The sequence below is a fragment of the Schaalia odontolytica genome (assembly GCF_024584435.1).
Classification (GTDB): domain Bacteria; phylum Actinomycetota; class Actinomycetes; order Actinomycetales; family Actinomycetaceae; genus Pauljensenia.
Window position 1 is genome coordinate 845,113 of record NZ_CP102197.1, and the last position, 15,087, is coordinate 860,199.

At 65.6% G+C, this 15,087-nt stretch carries 15 protein-coding genes; 2 read left to right on the plus strand and 13 right to left on the minus strand.

The features are described from left to right. Positions 1-11 precede the first annotated feature (11 nt). Genes NQK35_RS03760 through glgA form a run of 3 tightly spaced genes read right to left on the minus strand, consistent with a single transcriptional unit; the run spans position 12 to position 2,549 of the window. On the minus strand, positions 12-485 hold the full coding sequence (locus NQK35_RS03760; protein WP_257114580.1) for an NfeD family protein: 474 nt from the start codon (positions 483-485) through the stop codon (positions 12-14). A 15-nt stretch (positions 486-500) separates the two neighbouring features. Beyond that, positions 501-1,289 (minus strand): ABC transporter ATP-binding protein, encoded by a 789-nt coding sequence (locus NQK35_RS03765; protein ID WP_009211650.1) that lies wholly within the window; start codon positions 1,287-1,289, stop codon positions 501-503. 9 nt (positions 1,290-1,298) lie between these two features. Then, the gene (gene glgA, locus NQK35_RS03770) at positions 1,299-2,549 is read right to left on the minus strand and encodes a glycogen synthase (protein WP_034231865.1); all 1,251 of its coding nucleotides are present in this window, start codon (positions 2,547-2,549) and stop codon (positions 1,299-1,301) included. Positions 2,550-2,719: 170 nt separating this feature from the next. On the opposite strand from glgA, the gene NQK35_RS03775 reads away from it, so the two are divergent. Beyond that, positions 2,720-3,958, plus strand: coding sequence for a glucose-1-phosphate adenylyltransferase (locus NQK35_RS03775; RefSeq protein WP_257114581.1), 1,239 nt, complete (start codon positions 2,720-2,722; stop codon positions 3,956-3,958). Beyond that, entirely contained in the window at positions 3,955-4,665 is a 711-nt protein-coding gene (gene serB, locus NQK35_RS03780) for a phosphoserine phosphatase SerB (RefSeq protein ID WP_257114582.1), read from the plus strand. The genes NQK35_RS03775 and serB overlap by 4 nt, the downstream gene beginning before the upstream one ends. Here serB and NQK35_RS03785 read toward each other — a convergent pair. From NQK35_RS03785 to thrS, 10 genes are all read right to left on the minus strand, one after another. Continuing rightward, positions 4,662-5,189 carry an NUDIX hydrolase gene (locus NQK35_RS03785; protein ID WP_257114583.1) on the minus strand — a complete coding sequence of 176 codons (528 nt, stop codon included), beginning with the start codon at positions 5,187-5,189 and terminating at the stop codon, positions 4,662-4,664. The genes serB and NQK35_RS03785 overlap by 4 nt on opposite strands. Then, entirely contained in the window at positions 5,186-6,037 is an 852-nt protein-coding gene (locus tag NQK35_RS03790) for a PrsW family intramembrane metalloprotease (protein ID WP_306456019.1), read from the minus strand. Before NQK35_RS03790 ends, NQK35_RS03785 begins: the two co-directional genes overlap by 4 nt. A gap of 98 nt (positions 6,038-6,135) precedes the next feature. Further along, positions 6,136-7,761 carry a PrsW family intramembrane metalloprotease gene (locus NQK35_RS03795; RefSeq protein WP_257114584.1) on the minus strand — a complete coding sequence of 542 codons (1,626 nt, stop codon included), beginning with the start codon at positions 7,759-7,761 and terminating at the stop codon, positions 6,136-6,138. A 17-nt stretch (positions 7,762-7,778) separates the two neighbouring features. Then, positions 7,779-9,074, minus strand: a complete 1,296-nt coding sequence (locus NQK35_RS03800) for a PrsW family intramembrane metalloprotease (RefSeq protein ID WP_009211657.1) — start codon at positions 9,072-9,074, stop codon at positions 7,779-7,781. 1 nt (position 9,075) lies between these two features. Then, positions 9,076-9,699, minus strand: coding sequence for a hypothetical protein (locus NQK35_RS03805; RefSeq protein WP_257114585.1), 624 nt, complete (start codon positions 9,697-9,699; stop codon positions 9,076-9,078). Beyond that, positions 9,696-10,877: a glycosyltransferase family 4 protein gene (locus NQK35_RS03810; protein ID WP_009211659.1), complete on the minus strand. Its 1,182-nt coding sequence runs from the start codon at positions 10,875-10,877 to the stop codon at positions 9,696-9,698. Before NQK35_RS03810 ends, NQK35_RS03805 begins: the two co-directional genes overlap by 4 nt. Beyond that, positions 10,874-11,800, minus strand: coding sequence for a phosphatidylinositol mannoside acyltransferase (locus tag NQK35_RS03815; RefSeq protein WP_257114586.1), 927 nt, complete (start codon positions 11,798-11,800; stop codon positions 10,874-10,876). Before NQK35_RS03815 ends, NQK35_RS03810 begins: the two co-directional genes overlap by 4 nt. Continuing rightward, entirely contained in the window at positions 11,797-12,423 is a 627-nt protein-coding gene (gene pgsA / locus NQK35_RS03820) for a phosphatidylinositol phosphate synthase (RefSeq protein WP_257114587.1), read from the minus strand. Before pgsA ends, NQK35_RS03815 begins: the two co-directional genes overlap by 4 nt. Continuing rightward, positions 12,423-13,016, minus strand: a complete 594-nt coding sequence (locus tag NQK35_RS03825; RefSeq protein ID WP_257114588.1) for an HIT family protein — start codon at positions 13,014-13,016, stop codon at positions 12,423-12,425. Before NQK35_RS03825 ends, pgsA begins: the two co-directional genes overlap by 1 nt. Positions 13,017-13,021: 5 nt before the next feature. Then, positions 13,022-15,055, minus strand: a complete 2,034-nt coding sequence (gene thrS / locus NQK35_RS03830) for a threonine--tRNA ligase (RefSeq protein WP_048741631.1) — start codon at positions 15,053-15,055, stop codon at positions 13,022-13,024. Positions 15,056-15,087 lie beyond the last annotated feature (32 nt).

Below are 15,087 nucleotides of genomic sequence, written 5' to 3' on the forward strand. Positions count from 1 at the left end.
GTTTTATCAGACTACTCTGAGGGAGCAGCCGTTGGACGCATCGGCGGGTGAGACGACGAATCGAGGGCACTGACCACGGCCGTCGCACCGTCGATGCGATCGACGCTCACCTGCGTCCCCACCGCCAACTCCTCCCCCTCCGTGCGCGCGCTCCACTCGCCGCCCGAAAACTGAACGCGACCGTGGCGCTCCCCCACGGCCTCGGTCACGTAGGCCGTCTTCCCGATGAGCGCATCGGTGTTGGTCCTCACATAGCCTCCGGAGCGGTCGATGCGTCCCTTGAGAAACGGGCGTAGGAGGGCGAGAAGAGCCAGGGAGACGACCGCAAAAACGATGACCTGAACAAACACGCTCGCACCGAGAGCGGCCGCGACGCCGGCGGCCAACGCTCCGATGGCGAACATCAGGAACACGAAGCTGACGCTCATCACCTCAATGATGCCGCACACGACGGCGGCGAGAACCCACAGCAGCCAGACATTCATCCTCGTTCCCCTCTCCTAGTCGGTGACGCCTCTGGCCCACCAGCGCCCCTCGTTCCGACCGGCGAGGAGAGGCATGCCGTAGACCTCGGAGAGCGTGACTCCCGTGAGGACATCGTCGATGGGCCCCTGGTGGGCTATCGTCCCCGCGGACATGATCGCGCAGTGCGTGACTCCCGCAGGGATCTCCTCGATCTGGTGGGTGACCAGAACAATCTGCGGGGACTTCGACCCCGCCATGATCTCCGCCAACGCACCGATCAACAGCTCGCGCGCACCGAGATCGAGGCCCGAGGTGGGTTCGTCAAGGACAAGGACCTCGGGGTCGGTCATGAGTGCGCGCGCGAGAAGTACCCGCTGCGCCTCCCCCTCGGATAGGGTCGCAAACTCGCGCTGCGCGAGGCCGTCGACGCCGAAGATCTCCATGAGGGCTCGGGCTCGCTCATCGTCGATCTGCTCGTACTCCTCGTCGTGGGCGACAGCAACCCCCCACGCGGCGCTACGAACGGTATCGAGCACCGACTGGGTGGGGACAATCTTCGCGCCCACGGCGGCCGAGGCCAAACCCACACGGGTCGCGATCTCGGCGGGATCCGCGTCGCACAGGTTGGCGCCCGAGAGCGTGACTTCCCCGGCATCGGGGGTGAGCCTGCCTGACGCGACCCGCGCGAGCGTGGTCTTGCCCGCACCGTTGGGACCGACGATCACCCAGTGCTGACGCGGACGCGTCGACCACGAGACGTCGGAGAGCACCTGCGTGTCCCCCCGCTGGATGGACACGTGAGAAAGATTGAGGACGTAAGTCATGCATCAAGCCTAGTCGTGTTGGTTGCGAGGTGCGCCCTCAACGAGCGAACGATAAAGGTCGGCGGTCTTGACGCCGATCGCTTGCCACGAGAAGTGCTCGCGGGCGCGGGCAAGACCCGCCTCGCCCATCCGCCGACCCAGCGCCGGATCGTCGAGGACGCGGATCAGGCGATCGGCCATGGCCTCTTCGAACGCGCGAGGGTCGAGGGGGGTGCCCGTGCCATCCTGCTTCTGCTTGATGGGCACCAGGTATCCCGTCTCACCGTCGACGATGACATCCGGGATTCCGCCGGTGGCGGTCCCCACGACCGGCAGTCCGAGGGCCATCGCCTCAAGGTTGACGATCCCGAGGGGCTCGTACACCGAGGGGGTGATAAAGACCTGCGCGGAGGCCAGAATCGCGGCGACCTCGGGTTGCGGGAGCATCTCGGAGATCAGGACGACTCCGGAACGGCGGGAGCGAAGGTCGTTGACGAGGCCCTCCACCTCAGCAGCGATCTCGGGGGTGTCGGGCGCGCCGGCGCACAGGACGAGTTGCACGTCGTCGGGCAACAGCTGCGCCGCACGCAGGAAGTAAGGCAGCCCCTTCTGCCGGGTGATGCGCCCGACGAACACGACCGTCCTGCGAGTCGGATCGATCCCGTGTTCGGCGAGGACACGCGCACGCAGCTCCTCACCCTCAGCCCCGGACGGCGCATGCCACTTGCCCAGGTCGATGCCGTTGTGGATCACGTGGACGCGCTGAGGGTCAACCGCCGGGTAGCAGCGCAGGATGTCCTCGCGCATTCCGTTGGATACGGCAATGATGGCGGCGGCGGATTCGTAGGCCGTTTTTTCGACGTAGGAGGACAGGCGGTACCCACCCCCGAGCTGCTCCGCCTTCCAGGGGCGCAGGGGCTCCAGGGAGTGAGCGGAGATCACGTGCGGAATATCGCCGAGGAGGGAGGCAACGTGGCCCGCAAAATTCGCATACCACGTGTGGGAGTGCACCAGGTCTGCTCCGTCGCAGGCCGCGGCAATCTCGAGGTCAACACCGAGCGTGCGCAGGGCGGGATTGGCTCCGGCCAGCTCGGGCAGGTCGTCGTGTCCACTCACTCCCGGCTCGGCGCCATCCGTTCCGGGTTCACGCGGGCCGTCGAACGCCTGCACCCGCAGGTCATCGACCAGTCCACGCAGGACCTTCGCAAGCTCAAGGACGTGGACACCGGCTCCGCCGTAGACGTGGGGGGGATACTCGCGGGTAAGCAGATCAACGCGCATGATGTGGTCCTTCCGACAGTAGCAGCGCTTGAAGCCCATCGTATCCGATGTCATATCCCTCCAGGTCAAAACGAGACGACGTAGCAATCGATAGACATTTGTAATAAAGTGTGACCACACCCACGGATCTGCGCCGACGCAGGTCCTCAGGACCAACGAAGGGGTGCCGCATGGCAAAGAACCACGTTCTGGCAATCGTTCTCGCGGGCGGTGAAGGTAAGCGACTGATGCCACTGACGGCGGACCGCGCGAAGCCAGCCGTTCCATTCGGGGGGCACTTCCGCCTCATCGATTTCGCGCTGTCGAATATCGTCAACTCCGGTTACCTCAAGATCGTCGTGCTGACGCAGTACAAGTCGCACTCGCTCGACCGCCACGTCACCAAGACCTGGTACACGTCGCCCCTTCTCGGCAACTTCATCGCCCCTGTTCCCGCCCAGCAGCGTCGCGGTCCGCACTGGTACCTGGGCAGCGCGGACGCGATCTACCAGTCCTTGAACATCGTCGACGATGAACAGCCCGAGTACATCGTCATTATCGGCGCGGACAATATCTACCGCATGGACTTCTCGCAGATGGTCCAGCACCACATCGATTCGGGCCTGCCCGCCACCGTGGCCGGGATCCGCCAGCCGATCGAGTTGGCCCCGGCCCTGGGCGTCATTGACGCCGACGGTGGAACCGTCAAGAACTTCCTGGAAAAGCCCAAGCACGCTCAGGGTCTCGCCGACGATCCGACGAAGGTCCTGGCCTCGATGGGTAACTACGTCTTCACCACGGCGGACCTCGTCAATGCCCTGCGAGAGGACGCAAAAGATCCGGATTCCAAGCACGACATGGGCGGCAACATCATTCCCTGGTTCGTTGAGCGCGGGGAATGCGGCGTCTACGACTTCCAAGACAACGACGTGCCCGGATCCACCGACCGCGATCGCGACTACTGGCGCGACGTCGGCACCCTGGACGCCTACTACGAGGCGAACATGGATCTGATCAGCGTCCACCCGGTGTTCAACCTATACAACCGGGACTGGCCGACCATGACTCTGATGAACGGGGCGCTGCCGCCGGCGAAGTTCGTCTACGGCGATCAGGGTTCGCGTATCGGTCACGCAATCGACTCCTTCGTGTCACCGGGCGTCATCATCTCCGGCGGCGAGGTCTACCGGTCGGTGATCTCCCCCAACACCTACGTCCACTCCTGGGCGCAGGTGAGTGACTCGGTCATCATGAATGGAACCCGCATCGGCCGTTCGTCGAAGGTCGTCAAGACGATTCTCGACAAGAACGTTGTCGTCGAAGAAGGGGCGATTGTCGGCATCGACCTCGAACGCGATCGCGAGCGGGGCTTCACCGTCACCGAGTCTGGGATCACGGTGGTTCCCAAGGGGATGGTCGTTCGCAAGTGAGTTCCGCTCTCCTGATCGACGAGCCGGGTGCGCCGCGTCTCTTCCGCGACGGTGCGCCCGGCCTCGTCGTCACCGACGTCGATTCCACCCTCATCTGCCAGGAGGTCATCGAGGAGCTTGCCGAGGCCGCGGGCACCCGGCGACAGGTCGCGCAGATAACGGCGCGAGCAATGAACGGCGAGCTCGACTTCGAGCAGTCGCTTCGGCAGAGGGTTGCGACACTCAAAGGAGTGCGAGATTCCGTCTTCGCCCGCGTTCTCGCGGCGATTACGCCAACGCGCGGGGCTCGGGAGCTCATCGAGGCCGCTCACCGCTCGGGCGCGCGATTCGCGGTGGTGTCGGGTGGATTCGAGGAGGTGGTCGCTCCGCTGGCCGCTTCGCTCAGCATCGACTTCTACGCCGCTAATCGCCTGGAGGTGCGTGACCACGTGTTGACCGGTCGTGTGCTCGGTCGCATCGTGACAGCCGATGTCAAGGTCGAGTGCCTGCGCTCGTGGGCGTCCTCGCTGGGTCTGCCCCTGGAGCGCACGGCAGCCATCGGAGACGGAGCCAACGATGTTCCCATGCTCCGTCAGGCGGGGGTCGGCATTGCCTTTTGCGCCAAGCCGCGGGTACGCGAGCGGGTCGGCATTCAGTTGAACGTCCCCGACCTGTCACGCGCGATCGCTCCGCTCGGCCTCAGCGGCGACGGACAAGCACCTCGCTAGGGTTCTCGAGCGTCGGTTAACCGGATCATCTGCCCATCCCACCCGCCGCGCCATTGCCGCGCGTACTGAAGGATCCGCGCGGGGTAGAGATCGTCCTCTATCTGCGCTTCGGCCTCGTCAATATCCCACCATCGTTGGGCGTCGATGACGCTGCGTTCCAGCAGCGTCCAGCCCTGCCTGCTCAGGGTGGTTGACGGCGCGTGAGCGACAAAGAACCACTCGTCCTGGCGCGCGGTGACGGCCAGGAAGTCGAACTCTGCGCACCGGTACAGGACGGGGCCGATGAGGTCTTCCGGCCTCAGTCGAAGTCCCGTTTCCTCAAGTACCTCGCGCACCGCCGCGACGCGCGGCTCCTCTCCCTCCTCGATCCCACCACCGATCGTAAACCACCAGTGTCGCTCGGGTTGGTCCTCGTCGTGTCCCTTCGCCAGGAGAAGACGACCAGCGTCGTCGAAGAGGAGGACGCGGGCGGCCTCCCGGTGGGGATAGCCGTCCGCGTCCAGCGGCCAGTCGAGTGCGCTCATGCCTCCAGGGTATCGTGGCGCCGACGCATCCCCCAGACGAGCAGGACGAGCCCGACGGCGAGCACGGGCAACTCGATCGCGCCGTAGGTCAGATTCCACGAGTCTTCGGGGGCGACAAGGCCCACGCCGTTTGCCTGAGCATGCACGAGCATTGCGGCGATCAGGCCGCCGATCCCCGAAAGGATCGCCTGCGGCGGCCGCACTGCCCGGGTGAGAGCCCACGCCAGGGCGTAGCCACACACGGCAGTGAAGATGGCGTGTCCGAAGGCGCCGAGGAGAGCTCGGGCCAGGAAGGACTCCCACAGGCCGCTGATGCCGTCGTCGAGTGCGCTCAGGTAGTAGCCGACGTCCTCACCCCAGGCGAAGCCGAGCCCGACGAGAGCGCCGAGTACTGCGCCCTGGGCGGGGCGAGTGAGCAGGCGCCGCGCCGCGAGAACCAGGACGATCACCCCGATTGCCTTGGCGATTTCCTCAATGACCGGCCCCGTCACGACCGAGGTCACGAACTCGGCCGTCGATTCGTCCAGCCCGCTTGCCTCAATGGCCGGGTCAACGATTCCGTTGCCGAAGCCGGAGATGATCAGCGCGCCGCCCGTTCCCCATGCGAATGCCGCGATCCAGGCCAGGGCGCTGGGGCGTAGGCGCGCGAGCCATGCGAGGAAGATGAAGCCCATGATCGCGCTCAGGCTTGAGGCACCAACCGCGAGCCACGCATCGGTTGCGGAGGTGACGCCTTCAAAGGCGCGCTTGAATTCGTACACGGAGCACGGGACACTCACGGCAATGAGGACAAGGGGACTGATGGTCGCCGCCATCGATCTGGGCCGGCTCGAGGGAGCATGAGTCACGTAGTTTTCCTTTCTGTCGCCTCAATCGTGGGGCATGTTCCTATGCGCCGCCTATGAGCGGGCGGTGAGCATCCCATGATGAGCGGTGGCCCGGTGGCTCATCCCATCCCCATGAGCCCCAGGAACCTGCGGCGTTCCTCGGTTGCCTGCTGGAGCGTCTCGCGCGTCGATTGGATACGCCCCGGTTCGGGTCCTCGAACATTCATCACCACCTGGTCCAGCCCGAGCGACGCCAGAGCGTACATGAAGTTCTTCAAGGACCTCTTGGCCGCCGGGCCTCCTCCCGATATCCAGGTCAGCGCGTTGCGCCGCATCGCGGGGTCGCAGACCATCTGGACTTCGCTGGCCAGCACCCAGCCCTGGTGCACATAGGGGATGAGACCGGCCGCCGTATCCCGCCGTTCCCGCCGGATCGCCAGGCCGACGAAGATGAGCCAGCACACGAAGATCGGCACCTGGAGGACGGCGTAGAGGACGTAGTACCCCTGCGTGCTACCGGCGATGTAGCCCATCGAATTCCACAGGCCGTGGAGGGAAACCGCGATGAAGTACCCGAAGAGGACCGCGCCGATTCCTGTCGCGGCCGAGCGGGCTCGCGTGACCGCCCATCCGATCGCCCACCCCGTGCACGTCGTGTACATGACGTGTCCAAAGACGCCCATAAATACGCGGATGAAGAATGTGCGCGCGAATGCTCCGTTGGCCAACGCCTTCAAGAAGTACTCGAAGTCTTCGACGACCAAAAAACCGGCGGCAGAGAAACCCGCATAGACAAGGCCGTCGAGGGGCGAGGAAATCTGGTTGCGTCGAGCCACGACAATGACGACGACGGCAAGAGCCTTGAGGAGTTCCTCACCGATGGGGGCAAAGACAACAGCAGTGGATGCGCTTGCGATGGAGGCATCCCCGGTCGCGCCGGCGACGAACGCCCCACCGAGTGCGTTGCTCAAACCTGCAAAGAAGATGGCGACTCCCCCGCCCCACAGGAAGGCCGCGATCTTGGTCCACCAGGGTTCGGGTTCGAAGCGGTCAACGAATTGCAGGAAGAGGATGATGATGCACAGGGGAACCAGGCAGACGATCGTGAGAAAGAGTCCAATGAAAGGACCGCTGGCGGCGAGATAGGAGTACATGCCAACAAGCATGAGAGCCAGGCCCGCACCGACGACGCTGGCCTCGAACACCGGGAGCTTCTTCGTGGTTGTTGGTAGCGCCCACGTGCGCACAGCCTGCGGGGCGACCTGCGGGTACTGGACGGCTCCGGGCGCGGGCATGGAGGGACCCGCATCGACAAAGCGCTGAAAGGCGGGGGTGAACTGGGTGGGCGCACCCTGGGGTGCGCCCACCGCCTGCGGGGCGAAGCCGGACGTGCCGGAAGCCTGCGGGGCGAAGCCGGACGTGCTGGAAGCCTGTGGGACGGCGGCGGGAGCGCTTGCCACCGGGGTTGGGATACCGGTCTGAGGAAATGACCGTCCCGTCCGCGCGTCGTAGGTCTGCGGCAGACGCACCGAGCTGTGCGTCTGCCCCTGCTCCGGCATCGAGTCGCCGGATGCCGGCGGCGATGGGATCGGCGCGCGGGTCGAGGGAGCGGCGGGCTGGGGAATCGGCGAGGAGGACGCGCGGGGGGAAGCCTCCGGCTGCGGAATGGGCGCTGTGCTTTCTCCCCTCTGGGAGCGCTGCTCGGGGGGGTGTGGGGGTCCGGGAATCTGCGGACTACTCGTCATTGCCTCTCCTGTCTCGTTCAGGCGGTCTGCGCCAGGGAAGACACAGCCTTCGTCACATCCTGCTGTTGTTCCGCGATGGATGTCAGGCGCAGAAACTCGCGGCGACTCGCAACGGCCTCAGTGAGGATGCGGCGGTCGTGTTCGATGCGGGCGGCATCGGGCCCGTGTTTGGCCATGAGGTGTTGGTCAAGCCCCAGGCAAGGAAGGCACCTCAGGAAGGAGCGCATGGCACGCTTGGACTGCGGTCCCCCCTTCGCGGACCACGTGATCGCGGCCCTACGCGAGCGTCTATCGGTCACCATCGTGACCTCACCGGGCAGGACCCAGCCGGTGCGCACGTAGGGAATCAGGCCTCGGCGGATCTTGTCGCGCTCCTTGCTGGCGGCTCGCAGGAGCAGGGCCGCCCACACGATAAAGGCGGGCACCTCGACGACGAAGTAGAACAGGATAAAGAGTCTGCCGAGAAATACAGACGCGCCGTTCCATGCGAAGTGGATCAGCACCGCGCAGCACCAAAAGACGAAGACGATGCCCGCCTTGGCCCATCCGTTCTTGAACTTTAGGAGCGCGAGCGCGAGTCCGATTCCCGTCATGGACGTGGCCATCGCGTGGACGAAGGGGCTGGCAAAGCCACGTATGAGGACGAGCATGACGAGCTGCGCTGTGCCCTGATTGTCGCCGCGCAAGTAGTAGAGGACGTCTTCGGCGAACATGAAGCCGGCGGCCGAAAAACCCGCATACACGATGCCATCGAGAACCGAACTAATGCGGTTCCTCCTCGCGATGACGACGATCAGGACCCCCAGCCCCTTAAACGTCTCTTCCACGAGGGGCGCGATGAAGGTCGCTCCCACCGCGCCTGCTCGGGAAGCATCGCCGATCGTGAGGGCAACGTTGGATTCCAGCACCGTATTGATAATGCCCGAGGAGAGCGTCGCAACCCCCGCTCCCCACAGGAGCAAAGCCCCCTTGGTCTTCCAGGGTTCGGGTTCCCAACGGTCGATGAAGAGGAGGAATCCGCCGACAATCAGGAGCGAGAGGACGGACAGCAGCGTCGTCTTGGCGAGCGAGAGGAGCCCGGACGAGGCTGGGTTGAGCATGAGGACGATGAGCCCGATCATCCCGAGGACTCCGAGGACGGTCACGACGACCTCGAGAACCGGGAAGGACCGCGGCGCCTTCGGGGGCTGCCACACCGGCGCGGCATCGTCGGGGGCGGGCGCGGTGATACCATTCGACGCGTTGATACTGGCGCTGCTGATCTTGCTCAGCCGGTAGTCTTCTCCCGGCCCGCCCCAGTGGCTCGCATCCATGTCAGTATCCCCGTCCGCCCGTGTGCGTGTCGTCGTCAAAGTCAATGGGCTCAGGTATGGGCGCGTGCCCCGCGAGCCGGAGCAATTTTACCATTCGTGTGGAACGCAGAGCTCGAACGCCCGCAACGTCGACGTTGTGGACGTTGCGAGTGAGTTCGATGCGATAGCACGTGGCGTCGAGTGCCTCAAGCCTAGCAGCGCCTTCGGGGTCGGTCCCAACGTCAGAACGAACGGCGCTCGACAGGCCGTCGCGGATCGCCCGCGACAGCGCGGAGGCCCGTTCGAGGCGGGCGCTCACCTCAACCCGGTCGGCCTGGCGTTGTCCGGGGGTGCGCCGATCCAGGCCGTCTGTCGTCAACTGGTCGCCACCGTCGCGAATGTATGCGCGCGCCGCTTCGAGAAGTGTTGCGCCCACCGCAGGATCGAGGGATGCCGTGTGCGCCAGGAGTTCCGCCTCCGACGCACGTCGTACGAGCAGCCGAGAGAGTGCGTCGCGAGAGGCGAGGATTCGCTGGTGGAGGCGGTCGAGGCGCCTGGCTCGACTCACCGCGATGGCGACCACGACGGAGACGGCGACGAGGGCAAGGAGAACGACGGTAATCACGAAGGGCGTGAGATGGATCATTGCTCTCGTTCCTGGTGCTCCTGGCGGCCTCGGATGAGGTCCCGCGTTCGTCGAGTCCCCGAGGCTGCGGGGCTTCCCATGTCGATCGCGAGCCTGTACACCTCGAACACCTTGTCGGCAACGACCTCCCAGTCGTATTGGAGGGATGCGCGCTGCCCCGCCTCAGACAGGCCTTCCAGCCGCGCCTTGTCCGCCAGAAGACCGAGCAGCTGGTCGACCAGGGCAGCCGAGCTGCCGGTCTCGAAGAGGACACCCGCGCGCCCGTCCTCGAGGACGGCCCGAAAAGCGGGAATGTCGGAGGCGACGACCGCGGTCCTCGCGGCCATGGCTTCGACGAGGACAATGCCGAAGGACTCTCCGCCCGTCTGCGGGGCGACGTAGAGGCTCGCTCCGGCGAGAAGGGATGCCTTCTCCTCGTCGCTGATTCCCCCCAGGAAGGAGACGGAATCACCGAAACGGGCGACCTGCCGACGGATCTCGGGGGCGTCGCCCCTTCCCGCGATCAGGAAGCGAGCGCCCGGCATCTTGTCCAAGACGCCTTCGATCGCTCCTGCAAAGACGCTCAGCCCCTTGCGGGGTTCATCGAGGCGACCGAGGAAAACGATGACGGGCCGCGAGTCGGTGGCCATCCACCGCGAATCCGTGCTCGCCCGGCGGAAGGAGGCTGTCTCAACCCCGTTGGGGATGATGACGGCGTCTCCTCCGTGGTGCTCAATGAGGGTGCGGCGGGCCTCCTCCGACACGGCAATGCGCACGCCGATACGTTCCATGTACAGGCGCATCGGCGCCGAGGCGATCGCTCGCGACACGGAACGTCCGAGCGCGGCGTGAAAGGTCCCCACGAGCGGCGCGCTCGAGAGCATGGCGGCTGCCATCGACACCGAGGGAACGACCGGTTCGTGGACGTGGACGACGTCGAAGGCGTTGTCTGCGAGCCAGCGGCGCGTGCGCCGCAGTGCCGCGGGTGATACCGATATGTTCGCCACAGAACCGTTAAAGGGCACCGACACTGACTGCCCGGCCGATGAGATCCAGTCGGGCAGGTCACGGGACGACGAGGGCGTGAGGACCCGGACATCGTGTCCGCGCGAACGAAACTTGAGCGCGAGGTCCCTGATATGGAAGCCCACTCCCCCCGGCACGTCCCACGAGTAGGGGTTCACGATGCCGATCTTCATCGATTCTTCCTCTCATGCTCCGCCCGCGCACGGGCGAGGCGCTCGGGGTCCAGGTCCTCCACGAAGACCCTCTGCATCATGTGCCAGTCCTGCGGCTTGTCCCTCATCATGCCAGCAAAATCATCGACCCATGCCTGAGTGAGAGCCTCCACACGGTTACCGTCGCCCGGGGTGTCTTGAGGAGGTCTGACCGGACCCACGCATCGAACGCGCACGTCGGCTCCGGTGGCCGTCTCATTCTCGTAGGTGATGCATGCGACGAAAAGCGGCCGGTCGAGCCTCGTTGCCAGCGCCGCCGGCCCGGCCGCGACCAGCGCACGGCCACCACCGAGCGTCACCTCGATGCCCGCCCCCGAGATGTCGCGGTCGGCGAGAAGCGGAACGATGACGTGGCGTGAGCGCACCCGCTCCACGAGGGCGGAGAACACGGACTCTCCCCTCGCGACGCCGATGATCTCCATGCCCAGCCCCTCACGGAGAGCCACGAAGCGTTCGAAGAGAGCCGCAGGCTCGACCTTCTCCGCCACCGTCACCACGTCGTAGCCCTGGGAACACACCCATGCCCCGGCTCGGTCCCAGCTGCCGGAGTGCCCCAGGGCCAGGACCACGGGGCCGTCGTGCGTGGCCGCAGTGAGCTCCTCGAAACCCTCGAAGGTCACGCCCTCCAGGAGGCAAGCGCCGCGCGGCGAGCCGAGCATGAGCTGCTCGCCGTAGTTGCGGATGTGGGAGACAACGGCGGCGCGCACGAGGGCGTCCGAGGGTTGCGTCCCCGTCAGCCGCGCGATGTTCGAGCGCATGCGGGTGACGGCAGAGCCACCGCAACGCGCGGCGATGCCCGCCCCGGCGCGCGCGAGCCACATGACGAGGCCCAGGGGAAGGCGCGGGGCCAACGCGAATGCGAGCTGCAGGGGAGAGAGGGTCACTGAGCGGCCTCGTCAATCGTGCGTGCCGTGTACCAGATCCGCTGGCACACCGTCACGAACGAGGCCGCGGCGACCCAGGTGAGACCGGCGGCGAACACCCACTGTGGGGCGCCCAGGCTCATCACCATGGCGGAGCCATTTCCAATGATCAGCCGATCCGTTCGCTCCGCGATGCCAAGCTTGGCCACGACGCCCACCGACTCCGCACGGGCGCGCGCATAGGGGACGGTCGCGGCGCCAACGATGGAACAGATGCCCGCTATGACCGTCCACGTGCGCACGGGCGAGTCTCCCATCTGGAACACCGCGTAGGCGGTCAGCGAGCCGAAGACCGCGCCGTCGGCCAGCCGGTCGAGCGTGGAGTCGAGGAATGCACCGAATCGGGTGCCTCCGGTCGTCATGCGCGCAAGCGTTCCGTCCACGGAGTCCCCGAACATCACGATCGCCAGGGCGATTCCTCCCTGCCAGAACCACCCGCGTGGAATACACACGAGCGCGATCGCGATCGAAGCAACCGTCCCGGCGACGGTCACCATGTTCGGGGTGACGCCGAGGCGGGCGAGGACCCTGGCGAGGGGGGTGAAGAGAGCCTTCGTGATCGAGCGGCCGTGATTTCCCAGCATCAATCCCCCTTGGGCCACGCGGACGCGAGCCGCACGCGCGCGTCCTCAAGGAGCTCCGGCACCGCCTTCGTCCGCGCGATGATCGGCAGGAAGTTCGCGTCTCCCGCCCACCGAGGAACGACGTGCTGGTGAAGATGCGCGGCGATGCCGGCGCCGGCGACCTCGCCCTGGTTCATTCCCAGGTTGAATCCCGCCGGAGCAGCGACCTGTCGACACACGCGCATGGCGGTGGCCGTGAGGTCGCCCAGCTCCATGCGCTCCGCTTCCGTGAGCTCCGTGTAGTCGGAGACGTGGCGGTAGGGACACACGAGCATGTGGCCGGAGTTGTACGGGAAGAGATTCATGAGAACGAAGCAGGAGCTACCCCGGTAGACGACCAGTCCCTCGGCGTCTTCCTTGCCGGGGGCCAGGCAGAATGGGCACTCCCGATCCGAGGCGTCGGTCGGCTTGCCTTCGCCGTGGATGTATGCCATCCGATACGGTGTCCAGAAGCGACCAAAGCCGTCCGGGACACCCGCAAGCGCGCGGGCGTCCTCGGTCGGAAGGGCCATGCCGTCCGCACCAATCTCGTCCAGGCCTGCATCGCTAGTCATGGGACTCACGCCTGGTCGAGTCCGGCGATGTGATCGCCGTTGTTTCGTTCTTCAACGTGAGCAACGATCAAGTCCACGGCACGTTCCACGGGGACTCCGTTATGTTGGGAGCCGTCGCGCAGGCGGAAGGACACTGCCCCGGCCTCAACGTCCTCGCCACCGGCGATGAGGGTGAAGGGGATCTTGTCCTTCGAGGCGTTGCGAATCTTCTTGCCGAAGCGGTCGTCGGACAGGTCGGTTTCGACTCGCACTCCGCGCTCACGCAGCTTTGCCGCGACGTCGGCCACGTAGCCGTCGAACGCCTCGGCGACCGGGATGAGTCGTACCTGGACGGGGGAAAGCCAGGCCGGGAATGCTCCCGCGTAGTGCTCGGTGAGCACTCCGATGAAGCGCTCAACGGACCCGAGCTTGGCGGAGTGGATCATGACGGGACGCTGACGCGTCCCGTCGGCGGCGGTGTACTCCAGGTCGAAGCGCTCGGGTTGGTTGAAGTCGTACTGGATGGTGGACATCTGCCAGGTGCGTCCAATCGCATCCTTGACCTGAACCGACACCTTGGGCCCGTAGAAGGCCGCGCCGCCCGGGTCGGGAACGAGGTCGAGACCGGTGGCAGCACAGGCATCCTGAAGGGCCTTGGTCGCGGCCGCCCAGTCCTCGTCCGATCCAATGAACTTGTCTTTCTTCTTGCCGTCCTCGTCGCGCGTCGACAGCTCCAGGTAGAAGTCCTTGAGGCCGAACGCCGAGAGGATCGAGAGGAAGAACTCGATCTGGGTGCGAATCTCCTGCGACGCCTGCTCCGGGGTGCAGTAGGTGTGCGAATCGTCCTGCGTGAAGCCACGCATGCGCGTCAGACCATGAACCACGCCGCTCTTCTCGTAGCGATAGTCGTGGCCCAGCTCGTAGAAGCGCAGCGGGAGCTCACGGTAGGAGCGTCCGCGCGAGCGGAAGATGAGGTTGTGCATCGGGCAGTTCATGGCCTTGAGGTAGTACTCCTGCCCGGCCTTCGTCACGTTGCCGTCCGCGTCTCGTTCCTCGTCGACGAGCATGGGCGGGAACATGGTGTCCGCGTAGTAGGGCAGGTGCCCCGAGGTGTGGAAGAGCCCTCCCTTGGAGATCTCCGGCGTGTGGACGAAGTCGAATCCCGCCCGCTTGTGTCGATCGGTGACGTAGGACTCGATCTCGTGGCGAAGGATCCCGCCCTTGGGGTGGAAGACCACGAGGCCGGGACCGATCTCCTCGGGGAAGCTGAACAGGTCCAGTTCGACGCCGAGGCGGCGGTGGTCGCGGCGTTCTGCTTCCTTGATGCGCTCCTGGTAGGCGACCAGGTCTTCCTTCGATGCCCACGCGGTGCCGTAGATGCGCTGCAGCTGGTCGCCGTTCTGGTCGCCCTTCCAGTAGGCTGCCGACGACTTGGTGAGGGCGAAGCCGTTTCCGATGAGCTTTGTGGAGGGCAGGTGGGGGCCGCGGCACAGGTCCTTCCAGGCCACGGTGCCGTCGCGGCGCACGTTGTCGTACATGGTGAGGCTTCCGGCGCCGACCTCGACGGAGGCTCCTTCGGCGCCCTTGCCCTTCGTGGTGACCAGTTCGAGCTTGTAGGGCTGGTCGGCAAGCTCCACGCGGGCGTCGTCCTCGCCGATCTCGCGGCGCACGAAGCGCTGGCCCTCCTTGATGATGCGCTTCATGCGCTTCTCCAGTTCGCGCAGCAGCTCGGGCGTGACGGCGTCGATGTTTCCGAAGTCGTAGTAGAAGCCGTCGGTAATGAAGGGGCCGATGCCCAGGTTCACGTCGGGGAAGACATCCTGGACGGCCTGGGCGAGGACGTGCGTGGCGCTGTGACGCAGGATGTTCAGGCCGTCCTCGCTCTCGAGGGTGATCGCTTCGACGGTCGTGCCCTCTTCGAGCGCGCTGGCCAGGTCGCGGGCAACTCCGTTGACCTTGATGGCGACGACGGAGCGGTTCTTCTCGAACCACGCGGTGCCCGTGGTTCCCGCCGGTACTGTTTCGGGTTGTCCGTCAATGACGAGCGAGATATCGGGCACTGTGTCTCCTCTGGGTTCGTTCGGTGCGACAG

Coding starts and splice junctions, on each gene's coding strand:
- NQK35_RS03775 (WP_257114581.1), top strand. CDS start 2,720: ATGGCAAAGAACCACGTTCTGGCAATCGTTCTCGCGGGCGGTGAAGGT.
- NQK35_RS03825 (WP_257114588.1), bottom strand. CDS start 13,016: ATGACTAGCGATGCAGGCCTGGACGAGATTGGTGCGGACGGCATGGCC.
- NQK35_RS03810 (WP_009211659.1), bottom strand. CDS start 10,877: ATGAAGATCGGCATCGTGAACCCCTACTCGTGGGACGTGCCGGGGGGA.
- NQK35_RS03800 (WP_009211657.1), bottom strand. CDS start 9,074: ATGGATGCGAGCCACTGGGGCGGGCCGGGAGAAGACTACCGGCTGAGC.
- NQK35_RS03785 (WP_257114583.1), bottom strand. CDS start 5,189: ATGAGCGCACTCGACTGGCCGCTGGACGCGGACGGCTATCCCCACCGG.
- pgsA (WP_257114587.1), bottom strand. CDS start 12,423: ATGCTGGGAAATCACGGCCGCTCGATCACGAAGGCTCTCTTCACCCCC.
- NQK35_RS03760 (WP_257114580.1), bottom strand. CDS start 485: ATGAATGTCTGGCTGCTGTGGGTTCTCGCCGCCGTCGTGTGCGGCATC.
- NQK35_RS03805 (WP_257114585.1), bottom strand. CDS start 9,699: ATGATCCATCTCACGCCCTTCGTGATTACCGTCGTTCTCCTTGCCCTC.
- NQK35_RS03765 (WP_009211650.1), bottom strand. CDS start 1,289: ATGACTTACGTCCTCAATCTTTCTCACGTGTCCATCCAGCGGGGGGAC.
- glgA (WP_034231865.1), bottom strand. CDS start 2,549: ATGCGCGTTGATCTGCTTACCCGCGAGTATCCCCCCCACGTCTACGGC.
- NQK35_RS03795 (WP_257114584.1), bottom strand. CDS start 7,761: ATGACGAGTAGTCCGCAGATTCCCGGACCCCCACACCCCCCCGAGCAG.